The sequence below is a fragment of the Kitasatospora sp. NPDC048662 genome (assembly GCF_055587065.1).
This window is the reverse complement of sequence record NZ_JBVJHA010000001.1, coordinates 581,882-608,621: the sequence shown is the minus strand read 5'-3', so window position 1 is coordinate 608,621 and position 26,740 is coordinate 581,882. Positions and strand designations below refer to the sequence as shown.

General features: G+C 69.2%; 26 protein-coding genes, 1 rRNA gene and 1 pseudogene. 13 read left to right on the top strand and 15 right to left on the bottom strand.

Going from position 1 to position 26,740, the window contains the following annotated elements:
* Positions 1-106 precede the first annotated feature (106 nt).
* Positions 107-733: a hypothetical protein gene (locus ACZ6R9_RS02950; protein ID WP_465536151.1), complete on the bottom strand. Its 627-nt coding sequence runs from the start codon at positions 731-733 to the stop codon at positions 107-109.
* Positions 734-990: 257 nt separating this feature from the next.
* Between ACZ6R9_RS02950 and ACZ6R9_RS02945 the strand changes: the two genes are divergently transcribed.
* The 3 genes from ACZ6R9_RS02945 to rrf all read left to right on the top strand — a co-directional run bounded on the left by ACZ6R9_RS02945 (position 991) and on the right by rrf (position 1,674).
* Positions 991-1,218: a DEAD/DEAH box helicase family protein gene (locus ACZ6R9_RS02945; RefSeq protein ID WP_465536149.1), complete on the top strand. Its 228-nt coding sequence runs from the start codon at positions 991-993 to the stop codon at positions 1,216-1,218.
* Positions 1,206-1,481, top strand: coding sequence for a hypothetical protein (locus ACZ6R9_RS02940; RefSeq protein ID WP_465536147.1), 276 nt, complete (start codon positions 1,206-1,208; stop codon positions 1,479-1,481). Before ACZ6R9_RS02945 ends, ACZ6R9_RS02940 begins: the two co-directional genes overlap by 13 nt.
* 76 nt (positions 1,482-1,557) lie before the next feature.
* Positions 1,558-1,674, top strand: a 5S ribosomal RNA gene (rrf, locus tag ACZ6R9_RS02935).
* Positions 1,675-1,749: 75 nt separating this feature from the next.
* Here rrf and ACZ6R9_RS02930 read toward each other — a convergent pair.
* The 4 genes from ACZ6R9_RS02930 to ACZ6R9_RS02915 all read right to left on the bottom strand — a co-directional run bounded on the left by ACZ6R9_RS02930 (position 1,750) and on the right by ACZ6R9_RS02915 (position 7,119).
* Positions 1,750-2,847, bottom strand: a complete 1,098-nt coding sequence (locus tag ACZ6R9_RS02930) for a BsuBI/PstI family type II restriction endonuclease (RefSeq protein WP_465536145.1) — start codon at positions 2,845-2,847, stop codon at positions 1,750-1,752.
* Positions 2,844-4,583 (bottom strand): Eco57I restriction-modification methylase domain-containing protein, encoded by a 1,740-nt coding sequence (locus ACZ6R9_RS02925; protein ID WP_465536143.1) that lies wholly within the window; start codon positions 4,581-4,583, stop codon positions 2,844-2,846. Before ACZ6R9_RS02925 ends, ACZ6R9_RS02930 begins: the two co-directional genes overlap by 4 nt.
* A gap of 269 nt (positions 4,584-4,852) precedes the next feature.
* Entirely contained in the window at positions 4,853-6,463 is a 1,611-nt protein-coding gene (locus tag ACZ6R9_RS02920; protein ID WP_465536141.1) for a tyrosine-type recombinase/integrase, read from the bottom strand.
* Positions 6,460-7,119, bottom strand: coding sequence for a helix-turn-helix transcriptional regulator (locus ACZ6R9_RS02915; RefSeq protein ID WP_465536139.1), 660 nt, complete (start codon positions 7,117-7,119; stop codon positions 6,460-6,462). The genes ACZ6R9_RS02920 and ACZ6R9_RS02915 overlap by 4 nt, the downstream gene beginning before the upstream one ends.
* A 91-nt stretch (positions 7,120-7,210) precedes the next feature.
* Here ACZ6R9_RS02915 and ACZ6R9_RS02910 point away from each other — a divergent pair.
* Both ACZ6R9_RS02910 and ACZ6R9_RS02905 read left to right on the top strand, forming a co-directional pair.
* Positions 7,211-7,420: pseudogene (locus ACZ6R9_RS02910) on the top strand (hypothetical protein); the annotation flags it as partial.
* 792 nt (positions 7,421-8,212) lie between these two features.
* Entirely contained in the window at positions 8,213-8,365 is a 153-nt protein-coding gene (locus ACZ6R9_RS02905) for a hypothetical protein (protein WP_465536137.1), read from the top strand.
* A 16-nt stretch (positions 8,366-8,381) separates the two neighbouring features.
* On the opposite strand, the gene ACZ6R9_RS02900 is transcribed toward ACZ6R9_RS02905, so the two are convergent.
* From ACZ6R9_RS02900 to ACZ6R9_RS02865, 8 genes are all read right to left on the bottom strand, one after another.
* Positions 8,382-8,948 carry a hypothetical protein gene (locus ACZ6R9_RS02900; RefSeq protein WP_465536135.1) on the bottom strand — a complete coding sequence of 189 codons (567 nt, stop codon included), beginning with the start codon at positions 8,946-8,948 and terminating at the stop codon, positions 8,382-8,384.
* On the bottom strand, positions 8,945-9,850 hold the full coding sequence (locus ACZ6R9_RS02895; RefSeq protein ID WP_465536133.1) for a hypothetical protein: 906 nt from the start codon (positions 9,848-9,850) through the stop codon (positions 8,945-8,947). Before ACZ6R9_RS02895 ends, ACZ6R9_RS02900 begins: the two co-directional genes overlap by 4 nt.
* Positions 9,847-10,137 carry a hypothetical protein gene (locus ACZ6R9_RS02890; protein WP_465536131.1) on the bottom strand — a complete coding sequence of 97 codons (291 nt, stop codon included), beginning with the start codon at positions 10,135-10,137 and terminating at the stop codon, positions 9,847-9,849. Before ACZ6R9_RS02890 ends, ACZ6R9_RS02895 begins: the two co-directional genes overlap by 4 nt.
* A complete protein-coding gene (locus ACZ6R9_RS02885; RefSeq protein ID WP_465536129.1) occupies positions 10,134-10,652 on the bottom strand; it encodes a LuxR C-terminal-related transcriptional regulator in 519 nt (172 codons plus the stop codon). Before ACZ6R9_RS02885 ends, ACZ6R9_RS02890 begins: the two co-directional genes overlap by 4 nt.
* Positions 10,649-12,178: a Mur ligase domain-containing protein gene (locus ACZ6R9_RS02880; RefSeq protein WP_465536127.1), complete on the bottom strand. Its 1,530-nt coding sequence runs from the start codon at positions 12,176-12,178 to the stop codon at positions 10,649-10,651. The genes ACZ6R9_RS02885 and ACZ6R9_RS02880 overlap by 4 nt, the downstream gene beginning before the upstream one ends.
* A gap of 142 nt (positions 12,179-12,320) precedes the next feature.
* Positions 12,321-13,685 carry a type I glutamate--ammonia ligase gene (locus ACZ6R9_RS02875; protein ID WP_465536125.1) on the bottom strand — a complete coding sequence of 455 codons (1,365 nt, stop codon included), beginning with the start codon at positions 13,683-13,685 and terminating at the stop codon, positions 12,321-12,323.
* A gap of 38 nt (positions 13,686-13,723) precedes the next feature.
* Positions 13,724-15,229 carry an amino acid permease gene (locus ACZ6R9_RS02870; RefSeq protein ID WP_465536123.1) on the bottom strand — a complete coding sequence of 502 codons (1,506 nt, stop codon included), beginning with the start codon at positions 15,227-15,229 and terminating at the stop codon, positions 13,724-13,726.
* A 55-nt stretch (positions 15,230-15,284) separates the two neighbouring features.
* Positions 15,285-16,262 (bottom strand): hypothetical protein, encoded by a 978-nt coding sequence (locus ACZ6R9_RS02865; RefSeq protein WP_465536121.1) that lies wholly within the window; start codon positions 16,260-16,262, stop codon positions 15,285-15,287.
* 412 nt (positions 16,263-16,674) lie between these two features.
* Between ACZ6R9_RS02865 and ACZ6R9_RS02860 the strand changes: the two genes are divergently transcribed.
* The 3 genes from ACZ6R9_RS02860 to ACZ6R9_RS02850 all read left to right on the top strand — a co-directional run bounded on the left by ACZ6R9_RS02860 (position 16,675) and on the right by ACZ6R9_RS02850 (position 19,416).
* Positions 16,675-18,057 carry a helix-turn-helix domain-containing protein gene (locus tag ACZ6R9_RS02860; protein WP_465536119.1) on the top strand — a complete coding sequence of 461 codons (1,383 nt, stop codon included), beginning with the start codon at positions 16,675-16,677 and terminating at the stop codon, positions 18,055-18,057.
* Positions 18,054-18,773 carry an HAD family hydrolase gene (locus tag ACZ6R9_RS02855; RefSeq protein WP_465536117.1) on the top strand — a complete coding sequence of 240 codons (720 nt, stop codon included), beginning with the start codon at positions 18,054-18,056 and terminating at the stop codon, positions 18,771-18,773. The genes ACZ6R9_RS02860 and ACZ6R9_RS02855 overlap by 4 nt, the downstream gene beginning before the upstream one ends.
* Positions 18,774-18,975: 202 nt before the next feature.
* Positions 18,976-19,416 (top strand): hypothetical protein, encoded by a 441-nt coding sequence (locus ACZ6R9_RS02850; RefSeq protein WP_465536115.1) that lies wholly within the window; start codon positions 18,976-18,978, stop codon positions 19,414-19,416.
* Here ACZ6R9_RS02850 and ACZ6R9_RS02845 read toward each other — a convergent pair.
* Both ACZ6R9_RS02845 and ACZ6R9_RS02840 read right to left on the bottom strand, forming a co-directional pair.
* Positions 19,389-20,102 carry an SDR family NAD(P)-dependent oxidoreductase gene (locus ACZ6R9_RS02845; RefSeq protein ID WP_465536113.1) on the bottom strand — a complete coding sequence of 238 codons (714 nt, stop codon included), beginning with the start codon at positions 20,100-20,102 and terminating at the stop codon, positions 19,389-19,391. The two genes, ACZ6R9_RS02850 and ACZ6R9_RS02845, sit on opposite strands and share 28 nt — an antisense overlap.
* Positions 20,099-21,394, bottom strand: coding sequence for a transcriptional regulator (locus ACZ6R9_RS02840; protein ID WP_465536111.1), 1,296 nt, complete (start codon positions 21,392-21,394; stop codon positions 20,099-20,101). Before ACZ6R9_RS02840 ends, ACZ6R9_RS02845 begins: the two co-directional genes overlap by 4 nt.
* 446 nt (positions 21,395-21,840) lie before the next feature.
* Here ACZ6R9_RS02840 and ACZ6R9_RS02835 point away from each other — a divergent pair, with 446 nt between their 5' ends.
* The 5 genes from ACZ6R9_RS02835 to ACZ6R9_RS02815 are packed head-to-tail and all read left to right on the top strand — an operon-like array spanning position 21,841 to position 26,733.
* Complete coding sequence (locus tag ACZ6R9_RS02835) at positions 21,841-22,797, top strand: UDP-glucuronic acid decarboxylase family protein (RefSeq protein ID WP_465536109.1); 957 nt, start codon at positions 21,841-21,843, stop codon at positions 22,795-22,797.
* Complete coding sequence (locus ACZ6R9_RS02830) at positions 22,794-23,450, top strand: phytanoyl-CoA dioxygenase family protein (protein WP_465536107.1); 657 nt, start codon at positions 22,794-22,796, stop codon at positions 23,448-23,450. The genes ACZ6R9_RS02835 and ACZ6R9_RS02830 overlap by 4 nt, the downstream gene beginning before the upstream one ends.
* Complete coding sequence (locus ACZ6R9_RS02825; protein WP_465536105.1) at positions 23,447-24,481, top strand: glycosyltransferase family 2 protein; 1,035 nt, start codon at positions 23,447-23,449, stop codon at positions 24,479-24,481. The genes ACZ6R9_RS02830 and ACZ6R9_RS02825 overlap by 4 nt, the downstream gene beginning before the upstream one ends.
* Entirely contained in the window at positions 24,478-25,518 is a 1,041-nt protein-coding gene (locus ACZ6R9_RS02820; RefSeq protein WP_465536103.1) for a glycosyltransferase family protein, read from the top strand. The genes ACZ6R9_RS02825 and ACZ6R9_RS02820 overlap by 4 nt, the downstream gene beginning before the upstream one ends.
* A gap of 15 nt (positions 25,519-25,533) precedes the next feature.
* Entirely contained in the window at positions 25,534-26,733 is a 1,200-nt protein-coding gene (locus ACZ6R9_RS02815; RefSeq protein WP_465536101.1) for a polysaccharide pyruvyl transferase family protein, read from the top strand.
* Positions 26,734-26,740: the final 7 nt, after the last annotated feature.

Sequence of the window (26,740 nt, the reverse complement as noted above, 5' to 3'; positions counted from 1 at the left end):
CGAGCGTGCACGCCGGTGGACACGGACCTGACCCCGGCCGCGCCGGAGCCGCGCGGCGGCATGTAGCAACCCGACAAGCGGACCGTGGCCAGTCCACGAGCCCCAGTTACCGGATCGGACCCCGCGGACGGGGCAGGGCGGCGGCGCGCTTCTCCTGAGCGATGCGCTGTTGGTCCCGCTGCCAGGCGTCCGCCTGGGCCTCTGGGGTGACGGGGCCGCTGAACGTGACGGCCGGCTCTGCGTCAATCGGCGCCAGGGAGTACCTGGCGGGTGGCCGGCTGGACCGTGCTGGCAGGCTCAGGCGGGCGACGCCGACCGGGAGTTCGGAGCGAATCGATCCGTGCCAGCGGAGCCACAACGCGGGGTGTCCGCGAAGGGCCTCGTCGCGGAGCTTGTCCACTGCTGTGCTGTCGTCCGTGCGATCGATCTCCACGGCGACCGGAGGACCGTCGTCGCGGAGTAGGCGCAGGTCCAGATAAGCCGACCAGGGAGGAGACCAGTAGGTGCGGCAGCCCCCGTTGCGCTGGCGAGGCGGGTCGATGTAGCGCATCGGGGCCTCCCACCTCGGTCTCCAACCGGACGACACCGCCCACTCCGTTACCGCGCGGGTGATGCGCCGGGTTGCCTGCTCCCCGGTCAGGCCGGTGAAGGCGAAACGAGTCAGGGACAGGTATGTGTGCAGGGCGGCGGCGAGCATCTCGGACTCGCCAGCTGCCGCTGGTTCGATGGCCACCCGCTGATTCTCGGCGCTCGCACTGACAAATCCGTGCCGAACTTCACAGCGGCACAACGGGTTTAGCCGAGACCACGTGTCGGGGTCGCTTGTGGCGGTGCTGTCGGGGCCGCACATACGGTCCTCGGCCCGCTGGATCGAACGCCAGGGGCTCGGTCGACCAGTTCGTGCCGTGCGCTGCGCCGTGCAAATGAAAATAGCGCGGCCGGGTGAGGACTCAGCGCCGTAGAGTTCACACTACGAGTGAGAAGTGAACGGTGGCATACGCGGCGAAGCCGGACTTCGAGCAGAACCTGGCGGATTTCGGGTCCGCGAGGTTCGCTCAGCTTCGGCCTGGTCAGCGCCAGGTTCTCGCGGCGTACGCAGAGCAGCACCTCGACACCACGGACCTGGCCATCGAGATGCCCACCGGCGAGGGCAAGACTCTGCTGGCGCTGCTGATCGCCGATCACGCCCTCACGCGCGGTGGTCTGTGGCCTACCTGACCGGCACTCGCCAACTCGCCGAGCGGGTCGAAGAGGAAGCCGAAGCGCTGGGACTGGATGCCGTCTGCTTTGCGTCGAAGGACTACGGCGGCGCCAAGCTCGACGACTACCACCAGGCCCGAGCCGTCGGTGTGATGAACTATTGGGTCTACTTCAATAGCAAGCCCGTCCCGCAGCCCGCCGACCTGGTCATCTTCGACGACGCCCACCATCGGGGGAGAAGCCGGACCACCGGTGCCAGCGGCCCGGCCAGCGTCGTTTGAAACGGTCGGCGTGTGATCGTGTAAGCTGACGCCCAGACTTCAGAGCTTGGCGCCGGTCTAGAACCTGTGCCGAACTTTCGGTGGTCATAGCGAGAGGGAAACGCCCGGTCACATTTCGAACCCGGAAGCTAAGCCTTTCAGCGCCGATGGTACTGCAGAGGGGACTCTGTGGGAGAGTAGGACGCCGCCGAATTCCTATTCAGTCCGCCCGGCACTCGAACGAGTGCCGGGCGGACTGCTTTGCATGACGCACTATCAGGCTACGCTTTCAGCTCGCCGACTCGCTCCATTCGAGTAGGCCCTTCTCCTCGTTTGCGAACCATGCGAACGAGCCGCTGGCGAGCCGGGGGAGGCACTTCTTTGCTTCGGATCCAGTGCGCGACTCAAATGCCGTAAGAAAGCGGCACTTCTCGGGAGGAAGGCCAGCCTCGGTTGCCCAGGCCAGGATGTCGGCTTTTCGTTTGTCATGCACTGGACCATCTGTGGCAACTACCTCGACGAACCAGAATTCACCACGAGCCGGGTCAGTGTCGGCAATGACGCAGTCAGGAAGAAGGATCTTGGGGTCCATCTCCATGCCGAGCTGTGCAAGCACCTCGGCGTCCGCAATGTCGACTTTCTTGCCGGACTGCGAGATGAAGAGAACGCTGGGCTCCGAGAGATACCGCTTCGCGAAACTCTCGATGACGCCCTTGAGAATCTCGTTACTCTTCCCCTTGAGGAGGTCTCGGGTGCCGGCGCCTGGCATCTTCACGGGGATGCTGGTGCTGTATTGGGACTTCTTCCGATTGAAGAGGGCTCGTGTCAGCCCGGCCATGGATAGGTTCTTGTTCTGCCACTCGATGATTGCATCGTCGAGGGCTTGCCCCTCAAGGGCTGGGTCGAGGAGCGCGGCGAACTCGGTAGTGAATGTGTACCGCGGGGATGAGGCTGTCGTATCCACCCCGGGCGTCTCTATTACGGCGCCGTTTTCACCAAGGATGCTAAGCGTGTCATCTCGAATCGACTCGCGGGTGTTTGCCTTATACCAGCTCTTCCCGCGCTCGAATCCCTCGGATTCGCAGTACTGGTCTACCGAGTCCTCTTTCTTGAGGGCGGCATGGTAGTAGCCAAGGCGCTGAGTATCTTCCCGCCGTTCTGCCACCGCGTCGCTCATCCAAACGACGGTCGATGGCCGAATGGGGTTCTTTCCGTTGATGGCACCGACATACATCATGACGAAGGCAGTCGCGGAGGCCGCAGGATTCGCCGTGTGCGTGCTGCCCGTCAGTGATGAGGGGACGATTTTCTCAAGGCGCTCCTGGTAGTCCTTCCTCGTGGGGAGGAGGGAAGGCAGGGGCGGCGGCGTGGCGTCGGGACTGGTCACGAAGGCAGACCATATACGCCCTCGATAGCTACATGCAGGTCTTCAGCCGAAAGTCCCGACCACCCCTGGAGCACGGACGCGCTTGGAAGTGGAAGTGCGTTCAGTTCGTAGGCCGAGACAGCGACGGAGCCCGTGAGGCACCGATAGAGGCGGTCAACAGCTTCGGAGTCGAGGAGCGCGGTCAGCAAGGCTGGGGTCAACGGGCTGTCGTCCTGGCTCGCCGTCAGTACGTTTACGTGGTTCTCGACGGCCACTCGGCCGCCCCAGCGAGCCAGGGCCTCCTGATCCAAGGCAGCAGCTAGCAGCCGACGTGGCTGTTCAGGGGCAGTCGTTCGCTGGACCAAGACGGCGGGGCGGTCCAGCACGAGGACGGCCTCGTCCTTCGGCCGGAGGGCCACGTAACGGAGATCATCACGATTGGGGTCCTGGTGCAGTTCACCGCCGTCCAGGTCACCAGCCCAGACGATCTTGATTGACGTGGCCTTGGGCTTGCTCGATAGCTGATCCTTGTGTCGGTTCCAGACCAGCGGGCCAGTTGAGACAGTCCAGTGATAGTCCGCCAAGCGGTGCGGCATCGTCTGCGCTGCCTTGATGAGGGAGTGGTCCTTGGGATCGCGAGGCAGAAGCCACGGTCCGTCGCCCTGCTCCGGGAGCCGTCCCTTGCCGACGCTCTCCCGTGTAATGGAGCCGTTGACGGTCAGGCGCTCGCATGTGGCTTCGTTCCTCGCACTGTTCCGCTGGAACGTGGCGAGCACGGTCTCCTGAAGGACGCCCGTGGAGAACACGCCGGTTCGATCCGTGACATGCGTCAGGTGCGTCAGCGGAGCCGTGGTGGACAGGTAGGAGCGAAGACGCTGGAAGTACGACCCGCCGAGCCAGCCGGCGGGGACCAGGGCGGACATCACACCGCCCGGAGCTAGGCATTCTGCGGCGGCAGCCATGAAGAGGCCGTAGCGGTTCGCATGCCCGTAAAGGACGTGACTCCACCTCTTGCGGTCCGCATCGGTGAGGCGGACGCGGCCATACGGGGGGTTGAGGATGCATACCTGCACGGAGCGCGGCGGCGGCGTCAGCCCGTCCCCGACTCCGATCAGCGCGGGCAGGGTGCTCCGCCGAGCTGCTGGGAGTTGCGCCCAGGCGGGAAGGAGCTCGGCTGCCAGGATGGCGTTGCCAAGCCAGACGGCAGCGGCGTCCAGGTCACGACCGCCTATTGCGGAAGTGACCTCGCGGAGGACTTCGGCAGGAGATCGGTCTGCCTGCGCGGCCAGCCAGTCACGGAGAGCTGGTAGCAGCAGCATCCCCGCTCCGCTCGCAGGATCCCAAACGAGACCAGCGGGCGTCTCGCCCAGGGTCGTGACGGCCTGGTCATAAAGCGCCGTGGCCAGTGCCGGCGGGGTGTAATGCCGCCCATCGGCGGTCCGGACAGAGCTGTCGAGAGCCGTGACGTAGGCGTTGGCAAGGGTCTCCGGCGAAGCGTCGAGGAGGTCTTCCCGCGGGGCGATACCGATCAAGAGACTCTGGTCGAAGCCGGATTGCTCGACTGCCTCTTCGAGTCGTAGCGCACGGGTCGCTCTGAGCCGTACGGCTGCCGCGCGTCGTTCCCACCAGGCCGGCACGGTGGCGAGAACCTGCAGCGCCTTCGGGGACAGGTCTTTGGTGCCGTTCGCTTCCATCACTGCGCGTTGGGCACGATTCGTCCTGGCCGCCGGAACCGGTGCTGCCTCGACGTCAGTCACCTGAGAGATCCTCCCGCTGTTATTGCTTGATCGTTGCTGCTCGGCTCGGCCTGCCGAGCTGCTCAGGTGTCCAGCCACAGGCCGCCGACCCGCCGTTTCTCCGGAGCGACCCGTTTCGGTACCTTGCGAGGATGCCACATCCGCCTCTTCGGGATGAGATGGTCTGCGCCTTCGCATGTCTGCGTCGACGGACCAGTGGGTTGGAAGAGAAGTGAGCAGCGTCCACCCTGTCTGGTGGATGGACGCCGCTGGGCGGTGACCAGGCGCCGCTATGCCGACTGCTCGTCGCTCGCTGGCTCAGCGGCCTTCCGCGGAGGCGCGAGCCTCGGGAGACGTAGATCACCGTTGTCGGAGACCACCGCCAGCGTCGGGCGGCGGCTGTGGGGGACAAGCTTGGCGACCTTCTCGGCTGCGTCCTTCGCCAGATCGTCGAGGACGGTCTGGTAAGTGTCGCGGGTGATCCGGGTGTCCGAGTGGCCGAGGGTCTCGGAGACGACCTTGATGTCGACCCCGGCGGTGAGCATGAGCGTGGCCGCTACGTGGCGAAGGTCGTGCAGGCGGATCGGGGGAAGGCCGGCGGCTTCGACGAGGCGCTCGAACAGGTCGGACATCTTGCCCGGGTGGATGATCGAGCCGTCCTCGTTGGTGAAGACGCGGCCGGTGTTCTGCCAGGCGTCGCCCCACTCCAGCTTCTCCTGCTGCTGACGCTCCCACTGGAGGTCGAGGAGCTGGTCGGTCTCGTCGTCGAGCGCGAGCCAACGGACGCCGGAGCTGGTCTTTGGGGCGCCTTCGTAGACGTCCCAGCCGTCCTGGATGAGCTGGGTCGCGATGGCGATGGCCTTCGCGGCCTTGTTGCGGTCCTCCCAGCGGAGGCCGCAGGTCTCGCCGCGTCGGGTGCCTCGGAAGGCGATGGTTCGGTAGTAGAGGTAGAAGCGGTGCTCGGCGATGAAGTCGAGGAATTCGGCGGTCTGGTCGGGGGTCCAGACCATGACCGGGCTCGGCTTCTCGCCCGTCTCCTTCCACCGGGCGATTCGCTCGGCGGTCCAGACGAGGGCCTTCGGCTTGGTGCCCGGCAGCAGCTCGACGTGCGCTGCCGGGTTGAAAGGCGGCATCTCCTGCTGGGCGATGGCCACGTTGATCGCCGCGCGCAGGGTGTCCCGAATGTGGGGTTGGGTGTTGAGACTGGTGGGGCGTCGGAACGGGGGCATCTGGTCGAGCTGGGCCTTCAACCACTTGCGGCGGGCCCGGTTCTCCGCGCCCTTCCACGGGGTGGCATCCAGCTCGGCCTTGACCGCGCGGCGCTGCTCGTTCTGTTCCTGGATCTCGATGTTCTGCTCGTTGATGTCGTCGAACATCTTGCTGACGTGGTGGACGCGGAGCTTGTCGAGCCGCAGGTGGCCGAGATGAGGCTTGAGGTGGTTGCGGATATCGCAGTCGTAGCGCTTCCAGCCGCCCCGGCTGAGCCGCTTGCGGCCGTCGAGCCAGGTGTCGAGCCACTCGGCCACGGTGATCTTGGTGTTGAGAGGCTGGCCCGTGGTGATCCGGCGACGGACCTCGTCGTAGTCCGGGACTGGCGTCTTCTCCTTGAGGCAGTTCTCCAGGAGGTCGCTCAGCTGGAGCTTGGCCCAGGCATCGTCTTCCTCGGGTATCGCGAGTAGGGTACGGACCTTGTCCAGTTCTTCCTGTGCCTTGGTGGAGCTCTCGAAGCCGCCCCGGCGGAAGCGGCGACGGCGGCCATCTTGGTCGGGCTCCAGCTCCTGGAAGACCGTCCAGACGCCGTGGCGGCGGGACGACTTGAGCTTGGGGCAGGCGGCCCCGTACTCCTTGCCGGTACCGGGATCAACGCACCGGCACCGGCGGGAGATTGTGCCCTTTTTCACTCTCTGTCCTCTGTGTGTACCTTCGCCCCGGGCTGGTCGACGACTGCCAGGTCGCCGGGGAGTGCGGGCGGGACGAGCCCCCGCTCACGCATCCGCTCCCGGAAGGAGGCCAGCTCCTTGCGGTCGGCGTCCGCGTACTCCTCATAACCGGCGGCCAGCTCCAGAAGGGCGGCCTTGCGATCCGGGGCCGGTGTCGTACTGGCCGTCCGGCGTCGGTCTGTCGCCAATGCGGCGGACGCTCTTGCGGCGGCGACGAGGTCGGCGTGCACCCGGAAGGTGTCCAGCACCTCACGGGCGCTTCCCGGCGGCGCCGGGTCTGTGGTCGGCGTCTCCCCGGTGAAGCCGGCGAGCGCGTCCCAGGTGGAGACCTTCCGGCCCGGCAGTGACTCGACCGACTCGCTCGTGCCGAGGGGGAACAGCAAGGTGATCGCCGGCACGCCGAGCACGTCCGCCAGCACCAGGAAGTCCGTGAGTGTGATGCTCGTCCGGCGGCCCGATTCCAGGTTCTTGATCGTCTGGTCGGTGATATCCGGCAGGCCGCGGTCGGCGCAGCCCTCTGCGACGGCCGCCATCGTGAGGCCGGCCGCCTTACGCGCGTCGCGCATGGAGCGCACGACCTGGGCGGTGAACGCCGCTGGCCAGGAGCTTGAGGTCATGAGTGCACTTTACGATCAGCAAAAGTGCTGCCGCAACTCCGTGATACAACTTTCGCGTCATGAGGGCACGAACATCAACTAGGAGAGCGTCATGACCGCACCTTCCTCTGCTGGCATGACCGCTGACGAGCTGCTCGCACTTCCAGTGGCCATCGACCTGGATACGGCGAACCGGGCGCTTGGGATTGGTCGCTCCACCGGATACGGACTGGCGAAGGCCGGCGACTACCCGGTCACGGTGTTGCGGCTGGGCAGTGCATATCGGGTGGTGACGTCTGATCTGCTGAAGCTGCTCGGGCTGGAGCGCCGAGAACATGCGGTGCCCAGGAGCAGCCAGGCTCCTACAGAGAAGAGCGGCGGCGGTGGCTCCTCCACAGTGACCGTAGAGCTCTGCGCTTGAGGGGGACGCGGTGCGAGCAACGGGGAGTGGCGGGTTGTGGTCGATCCTTTTGGCCGTCGGCCTCATGGCTGGCTTGGGGCTCTGGATGGTCTTCGCGACGGCAGCGGCGGGGTGGATCGACAGGATCGGGGGAGGTTGAGAACTGCCACACCGCCAGCATGGTTGGGGGCGGCGGTTTCTTCCCGGACGCATCGGTGGGTGACATTGCGGGCCCGTGGTGCTGGTTGGGGCGTTGGCGACCGAGGGCATCGTCCTGCGCGAAGGTTCACGGTGGGGGTGCTCCTCGGCGACCGGGACAGTCGGGTGGCCGGCCAGCTGCCGGGGCATAGTGGACGTCAATCGGACGGGTCAGCTCGGGGTGCCGTCCCCGCCCGGGCGGGGACGGCGCTTTGTGTGCCGAATCCGGGATGGCGGCGCGCGGGGAGGCGCCAATCCGGGGCACGAAATCGAGGTGAAAGAGCGTCGATCTCGTTCACTCTTTCGGCGGTATCGGCGCCCCGAATGAGCCCTTCTCTCGGGCGTATTGGCTGCGCCAAATGGGTCAATCTTTTGGCGGCTGTGCAGGCATCCTTCGCTCCAGCAGACTGGTCGCGGAGCGGCGCCGCCCATCACTCAGTCAGTGAGAGAGGGTGCTCTGTGGGAAGCATGGAACGGCGGCGGTTCGCATCGCCGAGGGGAAGCTGGACGCCGGAGTTGGTCATCGAGCTGATGCGCGCGGTGCTGATGGCCGGCGTGATGGTCGCGATCGTCGCGTGGCATCCGCAGCTTGATGGAAGCTCGGTTCCGTTGCTTGGCAGTGGGTTTGCCGCGATCGCGCTTCCAGCACGCCGGGTTGGGCGCCGGTAGGACGTGCAACGGCCCGTCACCGGCGGGAGGTGGCGGGCCGGGTGAGGGCGGCCAGCGCGTTGCGGACGGTGTGCTGGAGGGTGTCGGCGACGGGCAGCCACGGCAGCAGGCGGTTCAGCTGGGCGCGGTTGGCCTGCTGCTCGGCGTCGACTGGGTCGCAGCCGACGACCACGGTGGGGCCACCGCGCGCGCCGAACAGGTGGGCCTCGTGCAGGTCCTGGATGCGGCCGGTGCCGATCGGGTTCCAGACCAGGACGACATCGACGCGCCGGATGTTGCGGTCCTGCCAACCGAGGGGCCGCCACGCCTCGTACTGGCTCACGTCGGGATTGAGGGAGGGGCGGGGGTTGAGCACGGTGCCTGCCCAGCCCTCGTGGTCCAGCAGCCGGAGCGCTTCGAGCTGCCAGTCGGGGCAGCCGACCGTCCGGCCGTACAAGAAGATCGACTGGCTCGGGCCGGGGTCGAACGGCGCAGGGGCCTCGATGTAGCGCAGAGTGCGGGCTGTGTCCGGCTCGGCGGTGCCGGACTGTCGGTGCAGTTCGGCCGGGCGAGCGGCGGCGGCCGCAGGGTGTGGGGCGTTCACGCCGTCCTCACCGTGGGGCCTCGTCCGTCGGGCGGGTAGGGCCCGCGGGCCGGAATGGCCTCGTCGGGCACGGCGCCGATGGCGAGCGCGATGGCGCGGGCGTGGTTGGGGGTGAGAGCGCCCAGGGCCCGGATAGCGAAGCGTCGGCGGTGTATGACCGTTCCGACTGTCCGGCCGAAACGGCGGGCGACATCGGTCAGTTCGCTGCCGATGGTGGCGATGAGGAAGTCGAGGTCGGCCGGCTTGGGGGCGGTTGGCGGGCTGACGGCGGTGCGCAGTGCCAGGGCCGGGTCGAGGTAGCCGTCGACGATCGCCCGGGTGATTAGGTGCGCGGCGTTCACGCACCCCCGGATCCTGACGGAGCGGAAGGTGGTGTTGCTGATGAAGTGCCGCGGGTACCGGGACAGTTCGGTTATCTGGGCGTAGGTCCGGCCGATCATCAACTGCACGAACACGCCCTCGGCGTACGGCTGTAGCGGCACGGGATGCTGCGGCGGGCCGATCAACCGGCCGGCCACCGTGGGCAGCAGGCCCGGCACCGGCGTCAGGAACTGCGCCGCTTGTTCGGGCAGTACCGCCGTCACGTACGGCAGGTCGGGGGCGTGCTGGTGCTGTCCGGCGGGCAGGACCTCGGTCCACAGGTCGTGGAGACCGTGGCGCCCGTACTCGGCCCGCACCCGCCCATGGCGGTGCTCTCCGCGCAGCGCCACCGGCAGGCCGGCCTCACGCGCGCACACCAGGAGCCTGACCAGCGGCGGCAGCCGGTCGGGCGCGATGGCGGGGGCGGCGCTCAGCAGCGCCTCGGCGTCCACGACGACACCGGGATGGGTGGCCAGAAGGCGTTTGTACAGGCGGTCGGACTCGTAGGGCGAGGCCTCGACGGGAGGGAGTGTGGTGGTCATCGGCGAGGTGGTGTTCCGTTGTCTGCGGTGTCGGTGGTGCGGCCCGGACCCGGACGGCCGCCATCGGGGTGGTGCGGGGTGGTGAGGCTGGCTGCCGCCCTGCGGCGCATCAGCCAGTCGAAGCCCGCCGCCGCCGCGAGGGCGGGAGCGGCGGCCAGGGCGAGCCAGGCCGGCTGGGCGCGATCGCGGTGTTCGGCCAGGAACAGCAGCGCGGCCCCGGTGGGCAGGCCGAGCAGGAAACACAGCACGGCGGAGCCCGTCCGCGCCGCAACGCGACGGCCGCTCACCGGGCCGCTCTCCTCAGCCCGGGGGCTCGGACCAGCGGTTCGTCCGGCCAGTCGGGGTCGATGTCGCTCAGCAGGACGAGTCCGGCCAGGACCCCGACGACGACAGCCTGCTGCTGGCACCGGACATCCAGATCGGTGAGCAGGGTCTTGCAGTAGGCGCGGATCGTGGTCGAGGCGATGCCGAAGCCGTCGGCCAGATCGCGCGTGGTCTTCCCACCCGCCCAGCCGCGGAGGATCTGAAGCCGCCGCCGGGGCACGGCAGTCGTGACCTCCAGTGCCCCACTGGGCGCCACGGGCTCGGTGGCGATCCGCTGGGCGACGGCCCAGGCCGTCAGGTGCATCGGGGTACGGGTGTCGGTCGTGACGAGGAGGGAGTCGATCGCGCCGCGCACTTCGTGCGGCTTGAGTCGCGCCTCGGGGTCGGCGGCGATCTGCTCGAAGGACGCGCAGCCTGCTACCAGGGTGATCAACCGTCCGTCCTGGACGGTCAGTTGGGGTATGGGGTCGGCGGTCATGGCTTGCTGGTGTTCTGCGCGTCGGGCTCTCCGGCGAGGTGGTCCAGCAGGCGCGGGCCGAGATCGGCGGCCCGCGCGGGGCCGACGAGCAGCACCAGGTCGCCGGGGGCGGCGAGCGCGGAGGTTTGCCGCTCCGCGCTCAGCGCCTCGGGGCCGGTGCTCAGGCGGTGCACGGCGCCAGCTCCGAGGACCGCTTCGGCGGACCGGTGAAGGTCATCCAGTGGGTCGTAGGTGTCGAGGATCGGCAGCGGTGTGTGGACGGGCAGTAGCAGGGCACGACTACAACTGCTGAGAGCGGCGCCGAGTTCGGCAGCATGGGCGGTCGTTCGCGCGTGGCCGTCCGGCTCTAGGACGACGGTGAGCGAGCCCTCGGTCAGGTCCCGGGCGGCCTCCACATCCAGCAGGACCTCGCGAGGGTGCCGGGCGCGGGAGGCGGCCACGGTGACGCCCGCCGCCTGGCCGAGCACGGTGAGGGAGCGCTGCACGCCGCGGAAGGCGGTGGCTCGCTCGATGACGGTGTGCGGGTCCTCGCCGAGCACCAGGGCCGTCGCGATGGCCGAGCACACCGCCAGGGCGTGGTGGCGGCCGGCCAGGAGCGAGAGCGTGAAGGAGTGGCCCGTGTCCTGGTACCGCAGGACGACGCGGTAGTCCGTGCCGGTCCACGTAAGGTGCGTGATCGAGACCGTGGCATCGTGGTCGAGGCCGACGGTGACCACACACGGACCGGGCCGGTCGGTCAGGCGCTCGCGCAGGTTCGCGACGCCGGTCTCCCAGGTCGGCAGGACGGCGACGGCGCAGCGGCGTGCGAGGCGCTCTGTGGCGTCGAGCGCGGCGAGGTTGTCGGTGTAGTGCGGGGCGTTGACGCCGACGGAGGTGATCAGCGCGGCGGCGAACTCCGGCTGCGGTGCGGTGCGTTCGAAGTGCGGGGTGGGGAACTGCTGCCAGGCGTGCGGCGGTTGGGCCTCGTGTGTCGTGTTGTCCGGGGACCAGTCCGTGACAAGGCGGTGTCCGGCAGCATGCCCGGCAGCGGCACCGTGCGCTGGGGCGTTCAGGATCCAGCTGGTGTTTCCGTCGTCGAGGACCGCCGCGAGCGCGGCGGCCGCGGTGGCGGTGCTGTGGCTGCCTGACACCGCCACCACGCCGGATCCGGCCTGGACGGCGATCATCTGCAGAGTGACGGACCGCGCCAGGATCGGCGTCCGCAGCGCCCGGGCGCTGTCCAGCTCGGGATGCCCGACGACGGCCCCCGACCACACCACCGCCGTGCGGTCGGTGCTCACGTGCGCGGCGTCGTAGCCGACATGCACCCGGACGCCGGCCGCTTCGAGGACGGCCACGACGGGGTTGTCCCGGTCGGCCTCGGAGACGCTGCCGGTGACACGAGCCCCAGCCTCGGTCAGGTACAGGGCCAGCCCCTCCATACCGGACTCGGCCACGTTGACCATGTGCGGAGCCCCCAACAGGGCGGGCAGCTCGGGACGCGACGCGGTGTCGGCGGCGGTGCCGGGGCCGGAGGCGGTGTCCATGTGGTTCTCCAACAGGTAAGCAGCGTGCGGGGATTGGGCCGGGCCGGGGACGGTGAGCGAGGACGGAACCCGCCACCGGCCTGGGGCTCGGGGCCGGTGAGACGTGATCCGGGTCGGCGCAGCGACCCGGAGCATCCGGGCATCAGGACTGGCTAAAGCCCCGGGAGACCTCGCCGGTGGTCACCAGCGGTGCGTGGTGGGCGAGTTCGAGGCGGGCGACGGCCGCCAGATGGGCGACCTCAGCAGCGCCGAAAAGCGCGGTGGGCAGCGGGCTGGATTCGAACTCCCTCACCGCTTCGCCGAGATCACAGGGAAGACGGCGCGCCTTGGCGTCGAGGTACGAGTCGCCGATCGCAGGCTGAAGCGGGGCGAGGTCGTTGACGATGCCGTGGCGGATCCCGCCGAGTGCGGCGGCCACCGCGAGGTGGGGGTTGGCGTCCGCGCCGGCCACCCGCACCTCCAGGTGCCGGCCGCTGCCGTGTCCGACCACCCGTACCGCGCAGGACCGGTTGTCCCCGCCCCACGTCGTGCGGACCGGCGCGAAGCCGTGCTCGACCGCGAACCGGCGGTAGGAGTTGACCGCCGGCGCCCACATCGGCCCGGTCACCGGCAGCACGTCCAACAGCCCGGCGACCGCCTGCAGCCCGGTTTCGGACAGCAGCTCCTCGTGGCGGTCCGGCGCGAACACTGCGGCGCCACCATGCAGCCCGTGCAGCGAGAGGTGCAGGTGCAGACCGGAACCGGTGCTGGCGATCGGCGACGCCATGAACAGCGCGGACATGCCGTGCCGCTCCGCCACCACCCGCGCCGCCTGCTTGAACAGCAGGTGCTGCTCGCATGCTTCCTCGACCGGCCCGTACGGGAACGTCACCTCCACCTGTCCCGGCGCGCCCTCAAGTTTCACCGACTCCACCGGGCTGCCGGCTGCGGCCAGCGTCTGCCGCAGCTCGCGCAGGAACGCGGAGACGGGTGAGGGCACGTCGAGCGAGTAGTCGAGGTTGCCGGTCATGGCTGGCCGAAGCTTCCACCCGCTGCGCTCGGCGTCACGCTCGCTTCCTTCGACGAGGACGAACTCGATCTCCAGACCGACCATCGGCGTGAAGCCCAACCCGGCAAGATGCGTCAGCTGCTCGCCGAGGATCGTCACCGGGGACAACTGGTGGGGCCAGCCGCCGGCTTGCACCGGCCTTGCCCACACCAGCGCCGTCGTCGGTGCCCACGGCAGCAGCCGGGCACGCCCCAGCTCCAGCACCAATTCGACGTCCCCAAAGCCGGACTCCCAGGACCACGCACCCGCCCGAGCGGGCGTCATGCCCAGATCGGTGCCCAGCAGGTACCCGCACATCTCACTGGACACCAGCCCGCGCGCCAACCGGGCCCGCAGCACCGCTGCGTCGAACAGCTTGCCCTTCATCCGGCCCTGAAGGTCCACCAGCGCCACCACGACCGACTCGACTCCGCCGCCGTCGATCAGATCGATCAGCCGACCGGTCGACCGCAGCTCCACCGCGCCAGCGCGCCCACGGCCGCCGCGCCTGCGCCCGCTCACACAACCTCCTCGGTCAGTTCGATCAGCTCGGCGGACTGCTGGACCGGCGGGGCGTACGCGTCCCTGGCCCGCGCCCACCACCAGCCGGCCGCGATCAGCAACACCGCCACCAGCGCCGCTGGGGCGTAGTTGAAGGTGTCGACCGTCACCGGGTAGGTCTGCGGCAGGCACACCAGGACGCTCACCACAGCGACCCAGACCACCGCGATCCACCCGATCACCGGCCCCCGCCGGCCCAGGTTCCAAGGCCCGGGACGGAACCTGCGGCCCCTGCGCAGCCGCAGGTAGATCGGGATGGCGTACGCCGGGGTCATGCCGACCACATTCACTGCGGTGACCGCCCCGTACGCGGTCGCGCTGTACAGCGACGGCAGCGCGAGCACGCCCGCGGCACCGACCGACAGCCACACGCCGGCCACCGGAGTCCCGGTGCGCTCCGACACCCGGTACCACCACGACGAGAACGGCAGCCCGCCGTCCCTGGCGAACGCGAACACCATCCGACTGGCCGCCGCGGTCTCCGCATTGCCGCAGAAAAGCTGCGCGACGATGACCACCACGAGCAGCAGCACCGCCCCGTTCGGGCCGAGGGCATCGAGGAAGATCTGCGCCGGCGGTACGCCGGTGCTGCTGTGGAGCACCCCGTCGTAGTCGCCGATCGCGAACAACATGCCGCCCAGCAGCACCGCGCCGGCGATCCAGCTCACCCAGATCGCGCGGACGATCCCGCGGGGCGCCGACACCGACGCCTGGGTGGTCTCCTCGCTCATGTGAGCCGAAGCGTCGTAGCCCGAGAAGGTGTACTGGGCCAGCAGCAAGCCGACCGCGCTCACATAGAACGGGTTGCTCCACCCGGTGTTGTTGACGAAGTGGGTCATCACCCAGGTGACATCCTGGTGGTGGACGGGGGCGATGGCGAGCGCCCCGACGATCAACACGACGCCGCCGATGTGCCACCACACCGAGATCGAGTTGAGCACGGACACCAGCCGCACCCCGCGCAGGTTTAGCACCGCGTGGAGCAACAGGATCAGGCTGAAGACCATGAACAGGCCCAGCGGGGTCGGCTCGTAGCCGAACCGCATGTTCAGTACGGCGCCGACGAAGCTGGCCGCCCCGTAGTCAATGCCGCAGATCCCCCCGACCAGTCCCAACAAGTTGAACCAGCCGACCATGAACGCCCAACGCGGGCCGCCCAGCGCACCGGCCATGTGAATCAGCGCGCCGGAAGTCGGGTAGGCGGAGGTCACCTCCGCGAGCGCCAGGCCCACGAACAGCACCACTGCCCCGACGCCGATCCATCCCCAGAACATCACCGCCGGACCACCGGAGTTCAGCCCGAAAGCGAACATCGTCATGCAGCCGGACAAGATGCTGATCACGGAGAACGAGCTGCCGAAGTTTCCGAACTGGCCCATCCGGCGAGGCAGCTTGGGCTCGTAACCGAGCCGTCTGAGCTGCTCCTCGTCGGTCTCGTGCGGCGGTGCGGCGTGGGCGGGCATGAAGACCTCCGGTGAAGAGACGAAACAACGATGAGCGGGCACGGGAGCGAGGCGATCAGGCCAACGCGGTGGCGCGGCCGGCAAAGGCCTGCTGGCAGGCGGTCAGCAACACGGCCTCACCGTTCTGGGGTGAGTCCGCGACGTGGTTCCACGGGACGCGGGAGGCGAACGGGCCAAGGGCCTTGAACACATCGACGGCGGGGGGCATCTGCGCCGATGCCCACAGGGCGTGCGCGAGGTGGCTGAGGTCTGTGACCGTCCACGTCCCCGGTTCGGACTGTTGCCAACTCACGTAGGCGCGCCAGGCGTTCGAGCGGTTCGGTTCTCGCTGCCACTGCCGGCGCGTGATCGCGTCATGACGCCGCACCTGTCGGTACTGGTCAACCGACACGTACAGCGGCAGGGCCGTGATCGGCGACCCGTTCGGCACCGCGGCAGTGACACTGTGGACGAAGTCCACGGCCGCGCTGCGGCGGTTCACCAACTGCCAGTACCGATACATGCGGTGGTATCCCTCGCGGTTGCCGGGGTCGCGAAGCAGCACCTGGTCGAGCAGCCCCCACGGTCCCGCCGGCAGCATTGGGTCCGTCGCCGGCTGGCGGTGCTCGGGGAGGGACTGGCCGTGGTCGAGCGAGGCCAGGACGAGCAGGCACAACCAGGGGACAGGGTCACGTTGGTCGGCCTGTATCGCCGCGTAGCACGCCGAACGTGCCTCGTGCTCCAGCCGCCAGGCGTCCGGGCGGCCCCCTCGGGCCGCAGCTAGCGCGTGCTCGACCTTCGCCCGCAGCCGCAGCACGCCGAGACCCCGAGCGTCAGGATTCTCGCCGGCCCACCGATCGAGCACCGTCGACCGCGCGGCGACAACGGCCAGTACCTGCGTACGGGAGGTCCACTGACCCCACGTCACCGGTCCGGCCAGCAGCCGCTCCGTCGATAGCCACCGGCCAGCCGCGAGATCGTCCACCGCGGGCCGAAGCACACCGTCGAACCCGGCAGGGTGGTACACCGGCCGCGCAGACGACGAGGCGATCATGGGACCGTCCTTCTGGGAGTAGCCATGGGCATGGCATTGAGTCGGTGATGCCTGGTCCGGGGCGGTTGCCCAGACGAATCGCTCGCGGAGATCCCGCAAGGGGAGCGGCGAAGGCCGAGGGCGAATATGATCTTCCGCCGCACGGTGACTGCTTGCCGCAGTAAGGTGCCGGAGAGTGTTCACTGGTGACCATTCACCCGGTCATATTCACGAAGAAATATGACGGGGCTGGTCGCCTGCGGGGGGGCCGCCTCCCGAGGATGGGGGAGGGCACATGGGGGAGCGGTCGTGTGAACGCTGCGGGTGTGCGCTCAGCCGCTACAACAACAGCGGCAGCGTGTGCGACCCGTGCGCACGGGCGGTTGCCGCAGATCAACCTTCGAGCATTCCTTCGCGGGTATGGCGTGATCCAGTGGTGCTCGACAGCCTTGCTGAGCTGGACTTCGGCAGGCTGAGCAAGCGCATTCGGGAGATCGTTCCGCTGCGTCAGGACGACGTTGCGGAGATCACCGGGCTGACCCAGGGCTACCTCTCGCGGCTTGAGGCCGGGCGGGTACAGCTGACCCACATCGAGAGGATCATCGAGTTCCTCGATTCGATCGGCGTGCCTGCCGAACTCGTGAGGCTTCCCCTGCGGCAGGTGGTACCTCCCGCACCGCCCGTTGACACAAGTGCACTGCCCTTTCACGACGATGTCGCCGCGCCGTGGACGGCGCACCGTATGGTGGCGGCACTGCACGACGTGATGCGAGAGGAGCCAGACGCCATGCGTCCGAGTCGCCGCCGATTCCTGGTCCTCACCGGAACCGCTCTCTCTGCATACATTCACCAGTGGGGGATCGCGGACGCCGAACCCCTGGAACGCGCGCTCGGCGGTGCCCAGGTGACCCCAGGACTCGTCGCGAGTTTCCAGGGGACGATCGACAGCCTTCGCACGATGGACGCAAGTTCCGGCGGTACCTTGGTCGTTGACCTCGCCCGTGTCCATCTTCGGCTGGTCCAGCAGACCTTGAAGTCCGCCAGCTACGACGAGAAGACTGGACGGCGCCTGGCCGGCATCGCTGCCGACACCGCCACCCAGCTCGGGTGGTTCCACTTCGACGCAGGCAACCACCGGCTGGCCCAGCGGGCGCTCCTTGCGGCCCTTCGAGCGGCCCATGCGTCCGAGGACTCCCGCTACGGGGCAGGAGTCCTTTCCTACCTGGCGATCCAGAGCTATTCGGTGGGGAACCCCCGCGACGCTGTGATCGCGATGCAAGCCGCGAGGGAGAAGGTCCGAACGCTCAAGTCCCCCCATCTGGAAGCCATGCTCCTGACCCGACAGGCCCGCGGACACTCCATGCTGGGTGAGCAGCAGGCGTGTCTGCGCGCCCTCGGTCGCGCGACGGAACTCGCGGAACAGGGGCCGGCCGAGCAGGACCCCGGCTGGCTCTACTGGATGAACCGCGGGGAGATCCTGGGCCAGACCGCAAGCTGCTACCTCCAGCTCGGCGAGCACAAGGCGGCGGCCGATCACTTCGAGCAGGCCGCATCCACCCTGAATCCCACCGACCTGCGCACACGGGCGCTGTTTGCGTCACGGGCCGCCGCCGCGCACCTTCTCTCCGGGAACCGGGACGGCGGATTCGCCGCCGCCGAAACTGCGCTCACTTTGGCGCAGAACGTCCAGTCCGCCAGGCTCAACGAACACCTTCACCAGACGTTGGAGCATCTTCAGGCCGCCCCCGGCCCCCGGTCGGCCGAACTGGTGGAACGATCACGGCAGTTGCTGATAGCCAAGGATTTCTCCGCGTGACCACCGTGCTCATTCTGTGGGACGTCGACCGCACCCTCGTCTACGTCGGCGAGACCGACCGCGCCGTCTACCGCGACGCGTTCCGTACGGTCGTCGGCCGAGACGCGACAAGGCTTCCCGAACGGGGCACCGGCCGCACCATGCCCCTCGCAGTCCGTGAACTCCTCGCATCCAACGACATCGACGACCAAGACACAGAACGTTTCGCGGAGCAGATCATCGGCCTGCTGCCCGCACTCCTCACCGAGCGGGCTGAACAGTTGCGCTCCGCCGGACAGCTCATGCCCGGCGCCCTCGCAGCCCTCGAAGCAGTACACAACCATCCGGACCTGGTCCCCACCGTGGTAACCGGAAACCTCATGCAGAGTGCGGCGATCAAGCTCCGCGCCTTCGATCTGGCTCAGTACGTGGACCTAGCTGTTGGAGGCTACGCCTCTGACAACTCTCACCGGCCGGCTCTGGTCCACGTCGCCCAACAACGTGCCGCCGAGCGCTACGCGACGTCCTTCGACAGGTCGAACACGGTCATCATCGGGGACTCACTCGAAGACGTGCGAACGGGCGCAGAGGGCGGTGCCCGTGTGATCGCAATCGCCTCCGGTGTCACCTCGGCCGCCCAACTCGCAGCCGCCGGTGCGGACACAGTGCTTGAGAGTCTGCTCGACCCTCAAGCACTGCTCAGCGCCGTCACCGAACTCACCTACAGCCGCAGGTAGTCAGGCCGCGCGAATGGACTGTCGCCGAGCCGAAGTTGTGGTCGTGGCGACCGACTCGCCCGATCAGCCGACTCGGGCGTCGACCTGGTGGCGGGCAAACTGCCGTTGAGTGTCACAGCCCATCCACTTGATTCACGCGTGCGAGGGATAGTGCGGCACGGCGGGCCTTTCTACCGTTGGTGGGGACGTTGAAGGAGTCGTCTTGGACCAGAGGTTTGTGCTCGGGCTCGATGACCACGAGGCCGACGAGCGGGAACAGCTCGCGGCGATGCTTCGGGTCAGGTCCGCTCCCCCCGCCGGGTGCCTCCCGCTGGTTGACGAGCCGTTCGGCCTGATGTGTGAGCGGCCGGCGGAGACTCTGATTGAGGCTGTCGCGGACGTCGTTGGTGAGGTGCGGGCGCGCCACGGGCTATTTCTGAACGACTTGGGCGTGGAGAAGCTCTCCGAGTGGAGCAACGACGGCCTGAATGGGTTCGGAGCGGAGACGGTCGCGCAGCACTTGCTCCTGGCGGTCTACCGGGCCGAGCTGCTGGGCTACACCGCAGAAGATCTTGTGCAGTTCGTGCGTGCCGTGACCAGTGCGCCGTTGCAGGCAAATTCGCAGGGCTCGGAGGGTCACCAGGCCAAGGGCTCGCGCTCGTAGTAGAGCCCGCCGCTGGGCGAGCCGTCCGGGAGGGTGGCGAGCCAGACAGGTGTGTCTGCGGCTTCCTCGGGGGTGCGGTCGGTCTCGCCGTAGGCCATGCGCGTGTCCATGCGCCCGGGGGAGGCCGCGTTGACGAGGATTCCGGTGTCGGCGAGTTCGGCGGCGAGGATCTGGGTGAGGGCGTTGAGACCGGCTTTGGCGATGCGGTAACTCACGTTTCCGGTGCCCATGTTGCTCTGGGAGCCGAGGTGGCTGGTGATGTTGACGATGCGTCCGTAGCCGTTCTTCCGCATTTCGGGGATGGCTGCGGCAGCGAGCCGCCAGGCACCGAGCAGGTTGGTGTCGAGGGTCGAGCGGACGCGCTCGAAGTCCGGGGCGGAGGCGGCCTGTCCGCGGTCCACGGCGATCGCAGCGTTGTTGATCAGCACGTCCAGGCGGCCGAGGGGAGCTGCGACGTCGGCGACGGCGCGGGCGACGCTGGCGGGGTCGGTGACATCCAGTTGGTGGGTGTGGACGTAGAGCCCCTTACGGTCGAGTGCTTCTTCCGCCTCGCGGCCGGCGAGGCGGTCGCGAACGCCGAGAACGACGTGCATGCCCTGTTCGGCGAGCCGGGTGGCGATGGCGAGGCCGAGACCGCGGTTTCCGCCAGAGACCAGGGCGACGCGTCGGATCGTGTGTGTCGTCATGCGGACAGTGTGGCGAGCAACTGGTCGAGGTGCTGGACTTTCGAGTCCTTGGCGGTGAACGGGAGTTCGGAGCGGGCCGCAGCGGCGCGGGCAGCGTTCCGCTGAGAAGGGGCAGCGGTGATCATCGGGATGGCCGTCTCCAGGAGATGGACGGCGTGGTCGGCATTGCCGAGCGCAGTGTGGGTCCGGGCGGCCTGGATGGTGTAGGTGGCCAGGTCGCGCTGCTTGGCGTCCGGCATGTGGTCCAGCGCGGTCGCGTAGTGACGGTGGGCGAGGCGAGGGCGGTGCAGGTCGGCGTGGCAGGCGGCGGTCTGGGCGTGGAACTCCGCAGTGTCGAAGTAGCCGGTCCAAGCCGGGTCTTCGTCGCCGGTGTCGGCGCGGGCGAGTTGCGTCTCGGCGGAGGACAGCAGGCGATCGCACTCGGCGCGGTCGCCCAAGGCAGCCGCTGCTCGGGCCTGGCGCAGCAGCAGCATGCTCCGGGTCCGAGGGGTGACCTCGCCTGCGCCTTCGACGGCGGCTGCCGCGATCGCGCGGGAGTCGGCGAACAGCCCGTGGTCGTAGCACTGGAGGCTGAGCGACTTGAGGATGTTGGCGCCCAGCGCGCGGTCGCCGGCCGTGTGGGTGGCGCGCAGTCCGCTGGTCCAGTACCGCTGGGCCGCGGTGTGGAGTCCGGCGTCGAAGGAGGACCAGCCGGCAAGGCGCGCGAGCTCGGCACCGAGGCGCAGCAGCCGCTGTTCGATCCCCTCGGTGTAGGACGCCTCTCTGAGGATGCCGGTGACCGTGTCGAGTTCGGCGTCCAGGAGGTGGCGGGCCCGGGGCCCTCCGAGACGGGCCTCCAGCCGGCGCAGCCGGGGCAGGCCCTCCTCCAGGTCCGCGACGAGCTGCGTATCGATGCGGCCGCCGGTGAGCGCTGCGGCCACCGGGCCGGGGTCTGGAGCGAGCCACTGGTCGGCTAAGGCGGTCAGGGCCTGGCCGCCGAGCTTCATGAATCCGCGCCTGTCGAGCATGGCGTGCTCCAGGGTGTCGTCCAACGCCTGAAGCGTCCCCGTCCGGGTCCAGGGGAAACCGGTGCGGACCGGGCCGCCGTCCGGCAGCCAGTCGGGCCAGCCGAGCTGGTGAACGTGGCTCAGCGGAACGCCGAGTTCCTCGGCAAGGGCGGCCTGGCTGTCCGCGTCAGGCTCGACGGCCCAGTGCTCCCACCTCCACGCCTTGCGGCGGTCCGCCGAGCGGGGTGTGCGCTTGGCCACGATGTTCACGACGTCCTGGTAGGTCCAGCCCCGTTCGTCCCGCACGACGCTTAGCGGGTGCAACAGCCGTATTTGCATGCGTAAGCCCGCAGTTCGGCCCATTTCCAACCCCCCGAGATGTTCACCGGGCTGTAGCCGGTCCACCACTGTGTGCTGATGCTATCTCTGGGGCGGTTGGGGTCAGAAGACGACAGGAAGACGACAAGTCTGATCTGTTCAGCGGGAGTTGACCAGGGTTAGCTGGTGCTCCCCCGAAGGGCGCCTGGCTGGCTTGCGGCCGGGCACCCGGGGGCGGTCGGGGACCACTTCAGAGGGCCTGTTGCTGACCCGGCCGTGCAGCGAGAAGACGTCACGAGGACGGACCCCTCGCGCCGACCGTCAAGGCCCGGTCAGCCGACCGTGCCAGCACCCGCTCACTGCGTACCCCGAATCCGCCTGCCGTGCCTGCGCGCTGCCGGCGAGTCGGGCGTGCCCACCTCTGGAGGAGCCCTATGCCCCGAAGGACCGCTGTCGTGACCGGTGGAGCCGGTTTCATCGGCTCCCATTTGTGTGACGCGCTGATCCGCGACGACTTCGCCGTGGTCTGCGTGGACAACTTCCTGACCGGCAGTCGCGACAACATTGCGCACCTGCTCGGCGACGAACGCTTCGAGCTGGTCGAGCAGGACGTCACCGACAAGCTTGCCGTCGCGGACGACGTGGACGTGGTGTTCCACCTCGCCTCGCCCGCCTCTCCGGCGGACTACCTGCGCCACCCCATCCCGACGTTGCTGGTCGGCTCCGTCGGAACGCTGAACGCGCTGGAGCTGGCCAAGGAACATGGAGCCCGGTTCGTGCTGGCATCGACGTCCGAGGTGTACGGCGACCCGCTCCAGCACCCGCAGATCGAGGCCTACTGGGGCAACGTCAATCCGATCGGGCCGCGCAGTGTCTATGACGAGGCCAAGCGCTTCGGCGAGGCCGCAACTGCCGCCTACCGTCGCGGGAACGGTGTCGACACGGCGATCGTGCGAATCTTCAACACGTTCGGGCCGCGGATGCGTGTCGACGACGGCCGGGCGGTGCCGGCCTTCATCGGCCGGGCGCTGGCCGGGCAGCCGCTCCAGGTGGCCGGGGACGGTTCCCAGAGCCGTTCGCTGTGCTACGTCGAGGACACGGTGGCCGGGCTGATGGCGGTCGCCGCGAGCGGACATCCGGGACCGGTGAACCTGGGGACCGAGGACGAGCGCACGGTCCTGGCCCTCGCTCACCTTGTCCGGGACCTCACCGGGGCCACCGCGGGGATCGAGTTCGTCGCGCTGCCCGAGGACGACCCGGTGCGGCGCCGTCCCGACACCACCCTCGCCCGGGAGGTGTTCGGGTGGCAGCCCCGAATCCCGATCGAGAGGGGCCTCGCCACCACCGTCGCCTGGTTCACCCAGCAGCTCACCGCCGGAGCGGCCCGGTGAACGCCCCGGCCGCCGACACGATCGGCAGACTGCGGGCCGATGGGTTCACGGTCGTCCCCGCCGTAGTCGCCGAGCCGCTGCTGAAGCGGCTGCGCGTCGAGGCCGACGCCCTGGTGGCCGCCTTCCAAGACGGCCACCGCAGCGACGACTTCTGGCACTTCACCCGCGAGGGTACCAGCACACCGGTCCTGTTCCGCGTCCACAACCTCCAGCAGCAGCCGGGCGCTCCGCTCGCCGCCGGGCTGTTCGCCGCCGGGCCGCTCCACCACCTCGCCGAAACACTGCTCGGGTGCCCGGCGCGGGCACGGGTCATCGCGATGATCGTCAAGATGCCTCACGTGGCCGCTGCCGTGCCCTGGCATCGCGACCGCGTCGACGCCGACCCCGGCACCGCGATCAACCTGAGTCTGTTCCTCGACGATTCGGACGCCGACAACGGCTGCCTGGAGTTCGTCCCGGGCAGCCACCACTTCGCCAACGACGCCGAGGCGGACCAGGTCCGCGCCGTCGGGCCCGTCGTCCCGGTCGCTGCGACGGCCGGCGACGTCGCCGTGCATGACGTCCGGATCGTCCACGCCTCGCGCTCCAACCGCTCGCCGCGGCCCCGCCGCAGCCTCGTCATCGAATTCGTCCCCGCCACGGAGGCGCCGTGACCAGCACTGTCCCCGCCCGCCGCCCGAAGGTCGCCACCATCACGGTCGGCACCAACGAATCCCGCTGGCTGCCCGCCTGCCTCTCCACCCTGCTCGCCAGCAACACCCCCGACCTCGACCTCACCGTCTGGTACGTCGACAACGCCTCCACCGACAACAGCACCGCGCTGGTCCGCGACCGCTTTCCCGCGGCACGGATCATCCAGAACGACGCCAACCTCGGCTTCGCCCAAGCCAACAATGTGGGCATGCGCGCCGCCCTGGCCGATGGCGCCGACTTCGTCTTCCTCGTCAACCCCGACACCCGTACCCCGACGGACCTGATCCAGCAGCTGACCGCCTTCATGGAGCAGTGGCCGACCTACGGGGTCTGCGGCCCCATGCAGTACACCTACAGCGACGCCGACGACGCGGCCGTCGACCTGGCCGAGTACAACGACTGGTCGCGCACCGCGTTGCGCCTGGGTGAAGTCGACGGCTTCGTGGGCGATCGCCCGCACCGTCCGTCCCCGGCCGGCCCCACGCACGGCCGCGCCCCCGCCACCCTGGAGCACGCCTACGTCCAAGGCGCCGCTTTCTTCGTCCGCGCCGAACTCCTGCGCACCGTCGGCCTGTTCGACCGGGTCTTCCACACCTACTACGAGGAGACCGACCTGTGCCGCCGCGCCCGCTGGGCAGGCTGGCGGGTCGCCCTGAACCTGGACCTGGGCATCCAGCACTTCGGCGGCGGCGGAACAGGAGCGAGCACCTACCGGCGGGTGCAGATGCGCCGCAACCGGTACTACTTCCTGCTCACCGACATCACCTGGACGTGGCCCGCGATCCTTTCCCTGGCCGGGAGGTGGCTGCGCCAGGACCTGGCCGGCCGCTCGGTGGGCGGCAACACCACCCCGGCGCGCGGCTGGGCGGAGACGGCCGCCGCCGCGTGGTGGCTGCTGCGACTCGCCCCGACCGTCGCCCGCCGCCGCCGCGCCCACCGCCTCCTGCGCGCCGCCCGCCCGACCGCACGGACCGCCGAGGGCGCCCGGTGACCCGACTGCTGATCGCCGGCGACTTTCACTGGCAGGCCGGCTCCGCACACACGATCGCCGAATACGTGCGCGCCGCACCCGCCCTGGACTGCGAAGTCGCCCTCGCCGGGCCGCTGTGCCGCATGGACGACCAGGTCCCCGGCCTGCTCCCGGTTGTCGACGACCTCGCCTGGGGCACCCACCTCGTCCTGGTCTTCGAAGGCAGGCAGTTCCTCGACGAGCGGCGGCTGGAACTGTGCGAACGCTTCCCCCGCGAGCGCAGGATCGTCCTCGACCCGGACGCCCACTGGGGCGAACACACCGTCCTCGGCGACGACGACTCCGCCGGAACGTACGGCCACAAGCAGTGGCAGCAGCTGTACCGGCATCTCAGCTACCTCGTCCTCCAACCGCGCCTGGGCGAACTCCCGGACGGCGCACGGTTCTTCCCCTACTTCGGCATGCCCAAGCCGACGCGTCACCCTGAACACACCCCCGAACACCTGCCGTACGAGATGCAGTACGTCGGCGCGAACTGGTGGCGCTGGGACGCACTCGCGAACCTGGTCGAGGCCGCCCGATCGGCCAGGCCGCCGCTGACCCGGCTGCGGGTGGCCGGCCGTTGGTGGACCGGCGATCCTCACCCCGACCACCGCACCGCCACCGCCAACCGGCCGGGCTGGCTGGCCGAACGCGGTGTGAAGGTCACCGGCCCGGTGCCGTTCGGCCAGGTCCTCACCCAGATGGCCAAGGCGGAGATCACCCCGCTCCTGGCCCGGCCGCTGCTCGCCCGCCAACGTCTGCTCACCCCACGCATGTTCGAGACCGTCGCGGCCGGCACCATGCCCGTCCTGCCGCCCGAACTCGCCTACACCGCCGACCTCTACGGCGAGGAGATCACCCCGTTCCTCCTCGGTGAAAACCCCGCCAACGACGTCGCGCGGCTGCTGCGCGACGCCGCGACGAACCGCCCGCGTCTGGGCCGCATCCAGGACGATCTGCGTCGCCGCTTCAACTACCGCAGCGTTCTGGGCCAGCTCCTCGCCTTCACACACTGACCCCCGGAGACCGACGTGCCCACCATCCTGATCACCGGAATCACCAGCTGCGAAAGCCGTGGCGTCGAAGCCCTCGCCCGATCCCTGACCACCGCGCTGGCCGCGCCGGACACCGCGGTCACCGTTCTCACCCAAACGCCCGACCTCGACGCCCAGGCGCTGGCCGGCATCGGCGCCCACTGCACCGCCGACCCGTTCGTCGTCTCCCGCTCCTGGGCCACGATGCGACCGGTCGAGACCGCCCAGCACCTCCACGCCCGCGCCGAACGCCTCCTGCGGTACGCGGACCTGGTCCTCGCCACCGGCGGCGACCTGCACACCTCCGGCTACGGCGTCTCCACCCGCTACCTCGCCATCCTCGACCGCGCCCAGCAGCTCGGCATCCCCACCGCGATGATCGGCCAGTCCGTCGGACCGTTCACCGACCCGGCCGAACAGGCCGCGTTCACCGCCACCGCCGGCCGCCTCGACCTGCTGACCGTCCGCGAGACCAGCAGCAAGGACTACCTCACCGAACAACTCGGCCTGCCCGCCGACAAGGTACAGCTCGCCGCCGACCCCGCCTTCCTCCTCCGCTCCAACGGCCCCGACCGCGCACGGCAGCTGCTCACCGACGCCGGCCTCGCCGACGGACAGGAGTACGTGTGCCTCGCACCGAGCCGGGGCGTCACCCGCTACAGCAACACCACCGACGCCCAGCACCTGGACGCGCTGACCCGCCTCGCCGACACCTTGTGGAGGGTGCGCCGCCGCCCGCTGGTGCTCGCCCCCCACTGCCACGACTCTCGCGAGCACAACGACGACCGCATCCTGGCCAGGCAGATCGCCGATCGCCTGCCCGACGTCCCCGTGCACGTCCTGGACGCCGACGGCACCGGTGCCGGCGACTACAAGGCGGTGTTCGCCGGAGCCGAGCTGGTCGTCTCCGAACGTCTGCACGCCTCGATCGGGGCCCTCTCCAGCGGCACTCCCGCCGCCGCCATCGGCCACTCCCCGAAGTTCCAGGGCGTCCTCACCGACACCTACGGGCCCGAGATCCCGGCCGAGGACGTCCACCACGACGTCGCCGCGTTCGCCGCCGATCCCACCGCCGCCGAACGCCTCGCCCGCCTGGACAGCGACAAGCTCCGCGCGCACCTCGCCACCCGGCTCCCCGCCGTCACCGCCGAGGCCGCCGCCGACATCGCCCGCGTGCGCACCCTCCTTAACTCCTGACCCCGCC

Coding starts and splice junctions, on each gene's coding strand:
- ACZ6R9_RS02870 (WP_465536123.1), bottom strand. CDS start 15,229: ATGCCCGCCCACGCCGCACCGCCGCACGAGACCGACGAGGAGCAGCTC.
- ACZ6R9_RS02865 (WP_465536121.1), bottom strand. CDS start 16,262: ATGATCGCCTCGTCGTCTGCGCGGCCGGTGTACCACCCTGCCGGGTTC.
- ACZ6R9_RS02885 (WP_465536129.1), bottom strand. CDS start 10,652: ATGACCGCCGACCCCATACCCCAACTGACCGTCCAGGACGGACGGTTG.
- ACZ6R9_RS02880 (WP_465536127.1), bottom strand. CDS start 12,178: ATGGACACCGCCTCCGGCCCCGGCACCGCCGCCGACACCGCGTCGCGT.
- ACZ6R9_RS02895 (WP_465536133.1), bottom strand. CDS start 9,850: ATGACCACCACACTCCCTCCCGTCGAGGCCTCGCCCTACGAGTCCGAC.
- ACZ6R9_RS02835 (WP_465536109.1), top strand. CDS start 21,841: ATGCCCCGAAGGACCGCTGTCGTGACCGGTGGAGCCGGTTTCATCGGC.
- ACZ6R9_RS02915 (WP_465536139.1), bottom strand. CDS start 7,119: ATGACCTCAAGCTCCTGGCCAGCGGCGTTCACCGCCCAGGTCGTGCGC.
- ACZ6R9_RS02845 (WP_465536113.1), bottom strand. CDS start 20,102: ATGACGACACACACGATCCGACGCGTCGCCCTGGTCTCTGGCGGAAAC.